This window comes from Ferribacterium limneticum, assembly GCF_020510585.1.
Lineage (GTDB): Bacteria > Pseudomonadota > Gammaproteobacteria > Burkholderiales > Rhodocyclaceae > Azonexus.
Genome location: NZ_CP075190.1, coordinates 766,560 through 779,209 on the forward strand (window position 1 = coordinate 766,560; position 12,650 = coordinate 779,209).

Consider the following 12,650-nt stretch of genomic DNA (forward strand, 5'->3'; position numbering starts at 1 on the left):
GTATCGATCAGAGATCCCCTCATGCATCAGTGTTCGCGTGAGCTTCTTTTACCGCTGACACGCCTGCGATTCGGCCCAGTACCATGGCATTGCAGATACCCATGCCGCCGCCAAAATAACGCTTGCCGACACCACAGCCAAGTACTTCACCGGCTGCATAGAGCCCTGGGATGACTGCGCCGTGCTGATCAAGAACCTGAGCTTGGGTGTTGATATTGAGACCGGCGCCCGTTTGACCGATGACGCAGGCGCGTACTTCGCGGGCATAGAAAGGCCCGGTGCGGACGGGGAATCGCGGCTCCATGTCCTTGAAGAAGGCACTGTCGCAACCTTGATCGCAGTCCGCGTTGTAACGGTTAATGGTGGTTTGTAGCGTCTCGGCATCAACGCCGATCAATTTGGCGAGTTCTGCGATGCTGTCGGCCTTAAAGATCTTCCCGTTGGCAATGCTTTGGCGCAGCAAATGGTATTCCCAGGTCGGCATGGCAGTACCGCTATGATAGGGATCGGCAAAGCGCATGTCCTGGCTGGCAACTTCAAGTGTCGGTTCGTCAAAAATGGCGAAAGCACGTTTTTCCGGTTGCGCATTCATCAGATAGCCCGAGACGGCATACGGCGCGGATTCGTCCATAAAGCGCTGCCCCAGAGTGTTGACCAGGGTGATCCAGGGAGGCATGAATGCTTCGATCCACTTGCCGAGGCCACTGGTGGGGAGGAGCAGGCCAGTATCCTTGCCGACGATGTCTGCACCAATGGCGCGGCCGAGTTTGATGCCATCACCGACGATGTAGGGGGCCGCCATATGAACGGCATAAGTCCAGTCGCCGTGGAAAGCGGCAGTCGGGTAAAACTCCTTGATCATTTCCGGGCTGTTGCCGAAGCCGCCAGTAGTGACAATGACGGCAGCGGCGCGTAGTTCATAGCCATCGGCGGAGACGCCAACGACGCGGCCATTTTCAATGATTAGCTTGTCTACACGTGTGTCGAGCGCGTATTCGACCCCAGCGGCACCGGCAGCATTGATCAACGCGTCGGCTACACCCAGGCTGGGGTGGCCACGCGGGACTTCGTCTACGCCGGAGCACAGAAGATATTCAGCGGGGAACTGAACTCCTAGACTGATCAGCCATTCTAACGCTGGGCCGCTTTGTTCGCAGAGAACGCGCATGATATTCGGGTAGGTGTCCCAGGCGGCCAAGGTCATCATGTAGTTAAACATGGCTTCCGGCGTGTCGTGAATGCCTCGCGCACGTTGCACGCTTGTATTGCATGCATACATCACGGCTGCTGAAAGGGCTGTTGCTCCGCCCAGTTTCATATCAGCTTCCAGTACCATGACGCTTACTCCAGCTTCGCGAGCCATGATACCCGCCGCCAAACCGGCACCGCCACCGCCTACAATGATAATGTCAAAATCCTGGTTCATATAGTCTCTTCCTTGATTGGTTTTATTCGCATAAGACAATGACTACCTGTTCACTGTCATTGGGATAAATCATATCAATGCATATCGTATCGATCAATATTTGATGCGCCGATGCCCGGTGGGGTATCTATGGTCTTATTTGCCGACCGAAACTTTGTCGGAAATCGCTACCCATGGTGTCACTGAATAATTCTGCAGATCCATGGCTTGCGAAAGCACCATATCTGTGCTGCCCGCCCGGGCGGTCAGTTCAGCCAAGGCTGAGGCAGGGTCCTTCGTCTCGAACTCGTAGATCGCTAGATATTTCCAGTTTGCCGTAGGATCGTCCTGGATCAGGGTAAAGCGTTGGGCTGTTTTGAACCCCGGAACTTTCAGCACATCGGCCAAGTGTTGATTCGTATACCACTCGTTATATTCGTCTTCTTTCCCCGCAACAGGATTGGATAGGACCATCAAAACATATTTGTTCATCAATTTTCTCCTCTTGATTTTTAGCGGAACTACTTCGACTTTGACCAGAAAAAATGCCACATCCCACAGATGTGAGAGTGGCCAATGGAGACACTGCTAGCGATGCACTAATCGTTCAACTTTCGTCTTCAACAAAGACGGATTTTGGATTTCCGCAATCCGGGCATTCCCAATTCTCTGGGACATCCTCCCACTTGGTACCCGGAGGGATGCCCGATCCAGGATCACCAAGCGCCTCGTCGTAAATGGAGCCGCAAAACAGACAGATATAGCGTTTCATATTGCCCCTTCGTCGTCAGAGTGTTTTCCACGTCAGGGGCAAGCGCGCGACGCGATTTGCCTTGCCCGGTATGACGAGTGGGCTTTCGCCGGCCTTGATTTCGAAATGCGGGATGCGTTTCAGCCATTCGTTCAGGAAGACACGAATTTCTGTTCGGGCGAGGAAAGAGCCGATGCACTGATGGGGTCCGCGGCCAAATACCAAGTGTTTCTTGTCTTCCCGATTGAAGTCTACGGTCAACGGATCAGGATAGCGACGCTCGTCTAGTCCAGCCAAGGCGGTTATGGCCAGAATAAAGTCGCCGGCCTTGAAGTGGATGCCCTTGTAGTCGATGTCCCGGACCGCGATGCGTCCGATGTTCGTAATGTGATGGCGTCGGAACATTTCTTCCATTGCGCTGGGGATTAGCGCCGGGTTATCGATCAGCTGCTGACGATGTTCCGGATTGTTGGCCAGGAATACCGTGATAAAGCCCAGCATGCTGGCGACTGTGTCCAGCCCACCGGCAATCAGTAGGCTGCACAATCCCAGAATTTCCATGTCGGTCGGCACACGCCCGCCGTCGACCTTGCCATGGATGATGGCGCTGACCATGTCCTTGCCTGGATTGGCACGACGGGCCGGGATGATTTTGGTCGCGAAATATTCAAAGACGCGACCGAATGCGGCTTCCTGAACTTTGGGATCGGCGGAGCGCACCATGTCTTCGGAGATTTGGATCAGGTAGGGGGTGTCTTCAGACGGCAGGTCAAGGACATTCATTACTATGATGATCGGCATCCGCAAGGCGAATTCCTGCGTGAACTCGCATTCACCCTTGTCCACAAGACCTTCGATCAGAGATACAGTCAGATCGGTTGCCACTTGTTCCAAGGCTCCGATCGATTTCGGTGTAAAGAAAGGTTGCAACAGATTACGGAAATCGCTGTGTAACGGCTCGTCGTTCTCGAGCAGGGTGACGAGAAACGGAGGGTAAGGAATCGTCTGGTGGCGGCTGGAAAAATCCTTGTCATTTTCGAGGAGGTGCGCAATGTCTTCGTAGCGCGTCAGCACCCAATGACCGCCAAATTCCGGCGTGTAGAAGATGTCCGGACCGGAATGCAGTTTCTTGTAGTGTTCGTAAAGATCCTTGCCATCGCCCAGATCGTAATAATTGAAACCCCGTACCAATTCGGCAGGGACGTGTGCGGGAAAGTTTGTGCTTGTCATCCTTGATCTCCTCGTTATCCAATGAGTTAATGTTATTCGATTGATCATAACAGAGCGAACGCTCGGTCTGTAATATACAGAGCGTTCGCTCGGTAGTCAACGACCGCGATGTTGTCGATTAACGGAAAACAAACGGGAATACCACCCCACAAGCCGGAAGCTTTCCCTGAACTGCTCTATTCCCGCCGTGCGCTGCCGGCGCACGGCGGTAGCTAACGCCCTGATGGGGAAGTTCTCCATCTGTTTGATAAGCAAACTGCCATGGGGGTAACCCTTGGCGAAGCGGGGCACGCGCTCTTCAAAATATGGTGCTCTGCCAACGCGACGGAAAAATTCCTGAGCGAGGCCGGCCGCGAGCGGGAGGCCTTTGGTATCAAGAATCAGGCGTTTATTCCCACGATGATTGAACCAGGAGTTCGCGACAATTGCTGAAGCAAGCGTGGCGAGTTCGGGTTCAAAGTGTTCATTGGGTAAATCAGATATCGGTAATCCCGATCGCCAGCGCTTCTGGCGCGCCGATGCTTGTGCCGGTGAACATCATGCGATTGGCGTGGCCGCGGCCGACTCGACACGGCAGCCTCTGGCTCATTCCTCATTCCTCATGCCGGCATCAAATCCCAATTGGCATGGTTATCGGCGAACTTCGCTGATTCAGCTGAGGTAACGGTAATGTCTGCTGCCAAAGCGAACTTCAGTGCGCGGTATAGCAACCGCTGTGAACAGCGGTGATTAACGGCTGAGGCAGATGGCAAGATGGTCGACAATCTGCGATTGCCGTAGTGAGGTAATGGTCTGTCGGTCTGAGGTGGCATCGCTCAGAGCCAGTCCAACCTAAAAGCACTTTACGGCGCCTTTGATTGCTACCGCGCCAATACTATTGGTCGCGGTGGCGATTGCCGTAATTTGTGCTTCAAGTTCATAGAAGAGCCCGCCGTTGAGAGCATTGAGCTTTTCCGGTCGGTTCAGCGTCAGCGGCGCCAGTCCATCCGTATCGATACGTGTAACCAACTCGGTCATGCCATTCTCCAGCAAGTTCCTGTCATGGCTAGCCAAACTGTTAGATGGTACCGATACGGGAATCGATATCGCAGCCATGACTGGCGGGGTATTTATCCGGTCATGGCTGCGCACGCTGCATCTGTGCAGTTCATTACTTGGGGAATCGGGAGGCAGATACCTTCCAGTGAATCGCTCAGGGCTCCATATATGTATCGCGGTCGATGCCTGCATTCTTGCGAGCGCTCTTGACGATTTCGCTGATGGCGGGGCCCAACGTTTCTGGGTTCTTAGTTGCATCGGTGCGCGGACCATGTTGCCAACTTTCGATGACCGAATAGCCATAGCCCCAAGCCTCAAACACGCGACCGCTGACATGTTTGGATTCCGGGCTCGCTAGCCAGGTGACCAGCGCAGCGATCCAGTCCGGATCGCGCCGATCGCGTTGCTCGTCGGTCAACTCGCGCAAGCCTTGCGTCATGCGCGTTTCGGCACGTGGCGCGATGGCGTTGACGGTTACTCCGTAGCGCTGCAATTCGCGTGCTGCAAGGATCGACAAGGTGGCAATCCCTGCCTTGGCGGCCGCATAGTTGGCCTGACCAACGTTAGCGAATAGCGCCGAATGCGAGGTGGTGTTAATCACCCTAGCATCTACAACCTGTCCAGCTTTGGTCTGGTCGCGCCAGTAATTCGCAGCATGGTGTATCGGAGCGAATGTACCTTTCATGTGTACCTTGACGACCAGATCCCATTCCTCTTCGCTCATGTTTGCCAGCATGCGGTCGCGCAGGATGCCGGCATTGTTGACCAGAATGTCCAGGCGTCCGAATTCGCTGAGTGCCAAGTCAACCATCCCTTTGGCTGCAGCCCAGTCCGACACGTCAGAAGTATCAACTACCGCTTCCCCCCCTTCGGCACGGATCAGATTGACCACTTCTTGGGCTGGCGTCGCGTCGTTGCCCACGCCGTCAGCACGTGACCCGAGATCATTGACCACCACTTTGGCACCATGACGGGCGAGCATCAGCGCATGCGCGCGGCCCAGACCGCGACCAGCGCCCGTTACAATGGCCACTCGGCCTTCGCACAATTTCATTCTGTTACTCCTTTTTCTTAAACAGGTTGATAAAACTAAATGTATTCAACGCGGATCAGTCGTTTTCCGGAGTTTTCCCCCCGGTACAGGCTGGAGATGGAACCGGGCGCTAGCTCCAATCCATTCAGGATTTCTTCCCGGTGTTGCAGGCATCCTTGCCTGACCCAATTTGCCAGCTTTCTGACAGCTTCTTCGTAGCGATGCTCATAATCCCAAATGAGGAAACCTTGCATCCGTGCCGCCTTGTTGAGTAGATGCCTTTCGATACGAGGACCTTCAGGCCACGGCTCCCAATTGGCAACTGACGCCGTGCCGCAGATGACAATACGCGCCCCCTTATTGATGTGACGAACTACCGCATCGGTAATTCGACCGGCGGTATTGTCATAGTAGACGTCGACGCCTTGCGGGCAGGCTTCGGCAAGGGCTAGCTCAAAGTCTGGTGACTTGTAGTCGACGGCGGCGTCGTAGCCAAAATCCTCGATGCAGGCGCGTACTTTGCGGGGGGTGCCGGTGATTCCCACTGTGCGACACCCGGCGATCTTTGCTATTTGGCCGACTGCAGAACCCACGGCCCCGGCAGCGGTAGAAACGACCACCGTGTCGCCGGGGCGAGGCTGACCTATTTCCGTCAGCGCAAAGTAGGCGGTTACGCCGTTGATGCCAAGAATGCCAAGCGAAAGGGAGAGCGGAAGATCGGTTTCAAGAACTTTGCGCCGAACCGGTTTGCCATCGGTCACCGCGTATTCCTGCCAGCCGAGCATGCCCATGACGCGATCGCCTTCGGCATAGCCTGGATGACGGGAGGCGATTACTTCACCTGCGGCGAATGATCGCATGACCTCGCCGATGCCGACCGGATCCGCGTAGTTGGCGGCAGCATTGACCCAGCCACGCATGGCGGGATCAACGGAAAGAAAGTCGTTGCGCACGAGAAATTCGCCGGCGCGTAATTCAGGCAGGTCGGCGGTCTCAATTGCGAAGTGCTCGGCCTCGGGAATGCCTAGCGGGCGGCTCTTGAGGACGATACGGCGGTTTTTCGTCGGTAACATAGTATATGGTCTCGATTGAAAACAGAAAAAGCTACAGTTGCAGGGCGATGCCGTGCCAAGCCTGCGCTAGGCCTTCCCGGAATTGGGGTGCGGCGATCGCGATGAGGGCCTTGGCGCGCTTGTCTATGCAGGCGCCGCCAAGGTGGGCCACTCCATACTCAGTCACGACATAATCAATATCGACCCGTGACAGGGAAGCTATCGACGGAGGGGACAGGGTGGGCACAATTCGAGAACCTTCGCCATGGTGATGGGTGGCTTGGAGGGCGATGATGCTGCGCCCGCTTGGCGAGAGGCGCGCAGCTCTTGCAAAATCCGGAGCCCCGCCGGGGCCGCTGATAGCGCGCCCGCCCGAGTGTTCGAGATTGCATTGGCCGAACAGATCGACTTCAAGGGCCGAGTTGATCGAGATGAATTTTTCGAGGTTGATCAGGGCGCACAAATCATGGGTCACTTCGCAGCCGAGGATTCTTAAACTCTGGAAATCCGCTGCCCATCGGTAAAGCGTCTCGCTACCCACGAGAGTGCAAGCGGTCTGCATGGCTCCCTCGTCAATTGCGCCGGCCTCGGCGAGCCCAATCAGGCCGTCCGACAGCATGCCGGAATGAAATCGTAAATGGCGATGCCCGTGAAGTTGCTCCGAAAGGGCAGCGGGAACCTTGCCAAGGCCAATTTGAAGCACACTACCGTCGGACACTAAGGACGCAACGTGCCGGGCGATAGTACGATTCATCTCATCGACACTAATCTTGTATTCGGGAAGTGGGGTGTCTACCTCGCAGACGTAATCGAAGTTCCGATAGGGAATTGTGGGAGATCCCGGAAGATATGGAGTACGCTCGTTTATCAAGCCGAGGACGCGGCGGCTTTTCTTGAGTGCGGTAGGGATGAACTCGACGGATGGTCCTAGAGAGCAAAGACCGCGTTCGTCTGGAGGGGAAACCTGGGCAATTGTTAGATCAAGATCGACCTTGTCTAGAAGATATCGGACAAATGCCGCATAGCTGATCGGCAGGACTTGATAGCGTCCGTCCCGTTGCGCGTTGCGCAAACCGGCGTGCATGAAAAGTCCAGTAACGCGCACACTCGGATCCAATGTATCGATATCGATGTGGTTGATGCTTGGGACGTAGCTGGTGAGAATGCGAAGATTGCGAGTGCTCTCTTTCTGGCGAGACAGCGCATCCATGAAAGCCAGAGGGGCTGCGGCCGATCCCGGAATGAACACAAGCTGGTGCGGGTCAACGAGTTCGGCGAGTGATGTTTCTGTGATGAAACAGGTCATGCCTTCGTCTCACCGCCAGAAAATCAGGCTGCCGCCGGGAGGGGGCAGCCTGATGCTAAGTACACAGATCATCAGAGCAGGCCGAGAATCGAAATCGCGGCTATACCCAAATAAGGAACGCCTCCCAGGTTGTGGGTCAGGCCGATGGTCGGGTTGGCCAGTTGGCGTTCGCCAGCGCGATGCAGAAGCTGGTTATAGACTTCATAAGCCATGCGCAGGCCGGTAGCGCCGATCGGGTGGCCAAAGCATTTTAAGCCGCCGTCAATCTGGCAGGGAAGGCCGCCGTCGGCGTCGTAAAAGCCATCGAGAATATCCTTGACGGCCTGTCCGTCCTTAGAGATAAACAGATCCTCCATGGTCACTAGTTCAGTGATTGAGAAGCAGTCGTGTACCTCAATCAGGCTCAATTGCTCCCTGGGGTTCGTGATGCCGGCCTCTGCGTAGGCCCGCTTGGCGGCATTGCGGGTCGTGGTGACATAGCTTCCATCCCAGAGCGTGGTGTGCGATTCGACACCTGAGCCGGAGGCGGTTTGAATTGCTTTGATCGTCACCAAGTCCTTCTTGCCAAGCGCTCGTGCGATTTCAGGGGTGGTCACGATAGCGCAGGCGGCACCATCACTGACGCCACAGCAATCGAACAAACCTAAGGGGTCAGCGATCATCGGTGCATTGAGAATCTGTTCCATGGAAACACGCTTGCGAATGTGTGCTTTTGGACTTTTTACGCCATTCTCGTGGCTTTTCCATGAAACATGGCCAAGCGCACGTTTCAGGTCTTCCTTTGAAATGCCGTGCTTTTTGCGGTAGCCAGCAGCCAACTGGGCAAAACCGGCTGGCGCCGAGCCGAGCGGCAGCCATAGGTCGTTGAGCGTGCCTTTAAAGGGCGGGGGAAGACCACCGTAGCCGGTGTCCTTGAGCTTTTCGGCGCCGACGGCCACAGCGATGTCTACTGCGCCGGATGCGACCGCGTAAACCGCACCGCGTAGCGCTTCGGTACCGGTTGCGCACATATTCTCGACACGACTGACCGGGATGCCTTCTAGGCGAAGGGCTACTGAAGCCGGAATCGACGAGTTGCCAATATTGACGTGGTCCATGCAGGAACCAAACCAAGCGGCTTCGATCTGCTTGCGTTCAATGCCGGCATCCAGCAGGGCCTCGTCAAAAGCTTCGGCCAACAGTTGATGCGTCCCAACATCCCAACGCTCACCGAAGCGGGAGCAACCCATGCCAAGTATGGCGACTTTGTCTTTGATACCAGATGCCATGATTATTTGTCCTTGTTACGCCTGCAAAGGGGTGGTTTTCCAGAAATAGCGCGGGTAACCCCGATCCCTGTCCATATCCTTGATGCGGAAGACTACCTTCAGCGGCATCCCTTCCTCCAGACCCGCAGGGCCGACATCAATGGTTTCCGTCAAAAGGCGGGCACCGTTATCGAACTGGGTGAAGCCGACATAGAGCGGCGGAGCAGGGTAATAGGAAAGCCAGTCGGCCGTGAAAGTGAGAACCTGGCATTTTTCGTCGACCAGCGAAAGCTGTTCGAAATCACCGCTCGGCGCATGGCAGGCAGGATTAACACAATATGACAGTTGCGGGAATTGTATCGTTTCACAACAGGGGCATTTGCCGGCCGTGAAGTGAGTCAGTTGGAAGCTTGAGCGATATTGTTCGGCGAGTGCTGTTTTTGGCGATTTTTCCGCGCGCATACCCCACTCCAGATCAATGGAATTTTCGTAGGAAAGCATGCGCAAATAAGAGTCATAGCTCTGTGCATCAGCCAGGGCGCCGCTAATGCCGCGGCGCGGCGCGAAGGATTTAAGTGCATCAGTAGTCTTTAGAACGAGGACGTCAACGCCTTGACCAAAACCAATCAGAACGATGATTTCGCCGGCGCCGGCTTTCTCCAACTCGTGAGCAAGCATCATCAGCCCATGCGCTGTCCCAGAAAAACCGCAGTTTTCATCAAGGTTGTCGGCTTCGGCTTCGGCGGCGAGACCGACGCTTTTAGCGATCATTGATGCGATACCCTTCATCGGGCTGGCGAGAATGAAGCGCTTGACATCACTGGCCGAAATACCGGATTTGGTCAGTGCTTCCTTGACTGCTTCCGGCACTAGCTTGGCGTAACCTTCATCGCGAATCCAACGCTCTTCCCATACGTAGTCATACTTGGCTCCAGCGCTTCGGAAGTGATCGACGAACATCACGTTAGTGCTGACTGAGGCGAGCAATTCAACGATCACATTGTCGCTGCCGAGAGTGAACGCCGCAGCGCCTGCTCCATAACTGATTTCCTGAGTGCTCGCCGGCTTGCCACGCGGGCGGTCGCTAGCAATGTACAGGCTTGGGCCGGACGCTGCTTCCAGAGCGGCAATCAAACCCGAGGTGCCAGCGCGCTGGGCGTATCCGATATCCATGGTGCGCGCAGAACGAGGCAGACCCAGTGCGCCAGCAACAATGGCAGAATTTTGCAGATCAGCAAATGGCATTGTGGTGGATGCGAGGGATACTGATGCGATCTGTGCTGTGGAGTTCGAGCCGATAACATCCCGTGCTGCCTCGGTGGCCATGGTGACACTGTCCTCATCCCAACTACAGAAGGCTCGTTGTCCCTTGCCCAGCGACCGCAAACTTGGCGCCATCCACTTGTGTGCAGCGGCAATCGCTGCGCGTTGCATCCTGAGTCGTGGGATATAGCCGCCGAAGCCGGTTATTCCAAAGGTTTTTTTCATCGACACTTGTCGCCTCTTTAACTTTCGTTGCAAAAAGTTGTTCGGTAATAATGCGCAATAACGTACGCATCAATACGATACATCGCACAAACTAACAGTGTCAACTGGAGAGCGCCAAAATTTCGACGTGGTTTGCCGGGATGACTATGGGCTACGTTATTTCGTGTGGCTGCGCCTGAAGTAGGCGACGATCGAATTTATTACCTTTGGAAGGCAGTTTGGTGGAATTTGTCCGTGTAACTCAAAGAATAGTTGTGCGCATAAGGTACATAAGCATACAATATTGCATTGTAATCATATTTGGCTGCTCGGATTGTATGTTTTCCAAGAGGCTTCTGTGCCCCAAGCTAAATGCATTGAGTTTTGCCTTTGTGTCGACCATTGGAGCGATGATGAATAATTTTTTTGTCAGAACCAAATTGATCTTTATCGTCGTTCTGGCGGTGGTTATGCTTGGCTTGGTTGGCGGTGCGGGGTGGTTCGGTATTTCCAAGGTGGGCGGGACTTTGGTGACCGTCAGTGACAGGATGGCTTCCGTTGCTACGTTGCTAGGAATACGGACAGGCCAACTAATCGTTTCCAGTGCGGCAAAAGATGCGCTCAGCCTGGAAGTGAGCGCGCTCGAAACATCGGCCGATCAGAGCGCGGTCATGGGCGAAATCAAGGCACATTTCGAGAACGCCTTGCAATCGAAAAAACTTGGAGATGAAAAAGCAAAACGTTACTACGATCTCTATCAGGCGTTGGCCAAAACCGAAGACGAGCAGAAGATGTGGGACACATTCAAGGCGGAATGGGCCACCTATCAGGATATCGGGCAACGTGTGGACGAGGCGCTGCTCGATCTGAGTCGTTCAAGTGACTGGAGTCATGTTCATGCCGGGCTGACGATGTTGCGCTACCAGAATGATCCTTTGATGTCCGCCTTGGGGCGATCGGCGGAGCAACTGGACAAAATGATCGATCTCAATAACTCGATTTCAACGGCGACTCGTGAGCAGGGTGAGGTTACGCGGGGCAATGCGATCGGGGTGATGCTGATGTTTTCGCTGGCTGGCATGTTGGTGCTGGCTGCTGTTGGGGTCACGGTGGTGCGCAATGTTGTCGGGCCCCTCGAGAAAATGCGCCGGACAATCTTGTTTGTCGCTGATACATCGGATTTTACGAGCCGCCTTGATGTCGGCGGCAAGGATGAGTTGGGGCAGGTGGCGGTGGCCTTCAATGGTTTGCTGGCAAGTGTGCAGAGTGCGTTGTCGGTTGTTCTTGCCAATGCCGGGCACGTCTCCAAGGCAGCACGTCGGGCGCGTAATGTGGCGGAAAAGGTTTCTTCATCCTCCAACGTTCAGCACGAGGCGGCGATGGAGATGGCTGCGGCGATGGAGGAAATGACAGTTAGTGTCGCTCATATTGCGGAAAGTAGTCATCAGGCCAGGCAGCGATCGAACGATGCCGGCAAGGCTTCAAATGAAGGCGCAGATGTCATCATGCGCAGTGCTTCCGAGATGAAGAACATTGGCGCTACTGTGCTGCGTGCGGGTGAGGCCATGGGAGAGGTCGGCAAGCAATCGGCACAAATAACTAACGTGATTCAAGTGATTCGGGATGTTGCTGAACAGACTAACCTACTGGCGCTCAATGCAGCGATTGAAGCTGCTCGGGCGGGCGAACAGGGGCGAGGGTTTGCGGTGGTTGCTGACGAAGTGCGCAAACTTGCCGAGCGGACGACGAATTCCGCAGTTGAAATCACCGAGATGATCGTCGCGATGCAAAATAAATCGCGGGGTGCAATCGAACAGGTTGATTACATACAGACGGGTGTCGAAGGTGGTATCCGCTTATCGTCCCTGGCTGCCGAGCAGATGGCTGTGATCGACAAGAGTTCGAACATGGTGGCGGCTTCCATAGACGAAATTTCTGATGCTCTTGCTCAACAGAGCGCATCTGCCCAAGAGATTGCGCGCAAGGTTGAAGCGGTTGCCAGCATGAGTGAAGAGAACAGTTCTGCTGCCGGCGAAACGGTTGTTGTCGCGGCGGAACTCGATCAGTTGAGCGAGGTTTTGCGCGTGGCCGCAGGCAAATTCAAGGTTTAGCCCGTCGCAA

General features: G+C 55.0%; 12 protein-coding genes. 2 read left to right on the top strand and 10 right to left on the bottom strand.

Annotated features, from left to right (window positions below; all coding sequences use genetic code 11):
* Positions 1-19 precede the first annotated feature (19 nt).
* The 4 genes from KI613_RS03675 to KI613_RS03690 all read right to left on the bottom strand — a co-directional run bounded on the left by KI613_RS03675 (position 20) and on the right by KI613_RS03690 (position 3,386).
* Positions 20-1,426: an FAD-dependent oxidoreductase gene (locus KI613_RS03675; protein WP_226403865.1), complete on the bottom strand. Its 1,407-nt coding sequence runs from the start codon at positions 1,424-1,426 to the stop codon at positions 20-22.
* Positions 1,427-1,561: 135 nt separating this feature from the next.
* On the bottom strand, positions 1,562-1,897 hold the full coding sequence (locus KI613_RS03680; protein WP_226403866.1) for a DUF4286 family protein: 336 nt from the start codon (positions 1,895-1,897) through the stop codon (positions 1,562-1,564).
* Between the two features lie 115 nt (positions 1,898-2,012).
* Positions 2,013-2,177, bottom strand: coding sequence for a rubredoxin (locus KI613_RS03685; RefSeq protein WP_226403867.1), 165 nt, complete (start codon positions 2,175-2,177; stop codon positions 2,013-2,015).
* Between the two features lie 15 nt (positions 2,178-2,192).
* Positions 2,193-3,386 (bottom strand): cytochrome P450, encoded by a 1,194-nt coding sequence (locus KI613_RS03690; RefSeq protein WP_226403868.1) that lies wholly within the window; start codon positions 3,384-3,386, stop codon positions 2,193-2,195.
* A 261-nt stretch (positions 3,387-3,647) separates the two neighbouring features.
* Between KI613_RS03690 and KI613_RS03695 the strand changes: the two genes are divergently transcribed.
* Positions 3,648-3,818 (top strand): hypothetical protein, encoded by a 171-nt coding sequence (locus KI613_RS03695; protein WP_226403869.1) that lies wholly within the window; start codon positions 3,648-3,650, stop codon positions 3,816-3,818.
* Between the two features lie 399 nt (positions 3,819-4,217).
* Here KI613_RS03695 and KI613_RS03700 read toward each other — a convergent pair whose 3' ends face one another.
* The 6 genes from KI613_RS03700 to KI613_RS03725 form a co-directional block, all read right to left on the bottom strand.
* Positions 4,218-4,403, bottom strand: a complete 186-nt coding sequence (locus KI613_RS03700; RefSeq protein ID WP_226403870.1) for a Clp protease/crotonase-like domain-containing protein — start codon at positions 4,401-4,403, stop codon at positions 4,218-4,220.
* 175 nt (positions 4,404-4,578) lie between these two features.
* The gene (locus KI613_RS03705) at positions 4,579-5,478 is read right to left on the bottom strand and encodes an SDR family oxidoreductase (RefSeq protein WP_226403871.1); all 900 of its coding nucleotides are present in this window, start codon (positions 5,476-5,478) and stop codon (positions 4,579-4,581) included.
* Positions 5,479-5,513: 35 nt separating this feature from the next.
* Positions 5,514-6,530, bottom strand: coding sequence for an NADP-dependent oxidoreductase (locus tag KI613_RS03710; protein WP_226403872.1), 1,017 nt, complete (start codon positions 6,528-6,530; stop codon positions 5,514-5,516).
* A 31-nt stretch (positions 6,531-6,561) separates the two neighbouring features.
* Positions 6,562-7,815, bottom strand: a complete 1,254-nt coding sequence (locus KI613_RS03715; protein ID WP_226403873.1) for an acetyl-CoA hydrolase/transferase family protein — start codon at positions 7,813-7,815, stop codon at positions 6,562-6,564.
* 71 nt (positions 7,816-7,886) lie between these two features.
* A complete protein-coding gene (locus tag KI613_RS03720) occupies positions 7,887-9,083 on the bottom strand; it encodes an acetyl-CoA acetyltransferase (protein WP_226403874.1) in 1,197 nt (398 codons plus the stop codon).
* A gap of 15 nt (positions 9,084-9,098) precedes the next feature.
* Entirely contained in the window at positions 9,099-10,550 is a 1,452-nt protein-coding gene (locus tag KI613_RS03725; protein ID WP_226403875.1) for a hydroxymethylglutaryl-CoA synthase family protein, read from the bottom strand.
* A 317-nt stretch (positions 10,551-10,867) separates the two neighbouring features.
* On the opposite strand from KI613_RS03725, the gene KI613_RS03730 reads away from it, so the two are divergent.
* Positions 10,868-12,640: a methyl-accepting chemotaxis protein gene (locus KI613_RS03730; RefSeq protein WP_226403876.1), complete on the top strand. Its 1,773-nt coding sequence runs from the start codon at positions 10,868-10,870 to the stop codon at positions 12,638-12,640.
* Positions 12,641-12,650 lie beyond the last annotated feature (10 nt).

What these genes read in the sequence shown, in the direction of transcription:
- KI613_RS03675 (WP_226403865.1), bottom strand. Translation starts at nt 1,426, where the DNA reads ATGAACCAGGATTTTGACATTATCATTGTAGGCGGTGGCGGTGCCGGT.
- KI613_RS03700 (WP_226403870.1), bottom strand. Translation starts at nt 4,403, where the DNA reads ATGACCGAGTTGGTTACACGTATCGATACGGATGGACTGGCGCCGCTG.
- KI613_RS03685 (WP_226403867.1), bottom strand. Translation starts at nt 2,177, where the DNA reads ATGAAACGCTATATCTGTCTGTTTTGCGGCTCCATTTACGACGAGGCG.
- KI613_RS03720 (WP_226403874.1), bottom strand. Translation starts at nt 9,083, where the DNA reads ATGGCATCTGGTATCAAAGACAAAGTCGCCATACTTGGCATGGGTTGC.
- KI613_RS03680 (WP_226403866.1), bottom strand. Translation starts at nt 1,897, where the DNA reads ATGAACAAATATGTTTTGATGGTCCTATCCAATCCTGTTGCGGGGAAA.
- KI613_RS03705 (WP_226403871.1), bottom strand. Translation starts at nt 5,478, where the DNA reads ATGAAATTGTGCGAAGGCCGAGTGGCCATTGTAACGGGCGCTGGTCGC.
- KI613_RS03690 (WP_226403868.1), bottom strand. Translation starts at nt 3,386, where the DNA reads ATGACAAGCACAAACTTTCCCGCACACGTCCCTGCCGAATTGGTACGG.
- KI613_RS03725 (WP_226403875.1), bottom strand. Translation starts at nt 10,550, where the DNA reads ATGAAAAAAACCTTTGGAATAACCGGCTTCGGCGGCTATATCCCACGA.
- KI613_RS03710 (WP_226403872.1), bottom strand. Translation starts at nt 6,530, where the DNA reads ATGTTACCGACGAAAAACCGCCGTATCGTCCTCAAGAGCCGCCCGCTA.
- KI613_RS03730 (WP_226403876.1), top strand. Translation starts at nt 10,868, where the DNA reads ATGTTTTCCAAGAGGCTTCTGTGCCCCAAGCTAAATGCATTGAGTTTT.
- KI613_RS03715 (WP_226403873.1), bottom strand. Translation starts at nt 7,815, where the DNA reads ATGACCTGTTTCATCACAGAAACATCACTCGCCGAACTCGTTGACCCG.
- KI613_RS03695 (WP_226403869.1), top strand. Translation starts at nt 3,648, where the DNA reads ATGGGGGTAACCCTTGGCGAAGCGGGGCACGCGCTCTTCAAAATATGG.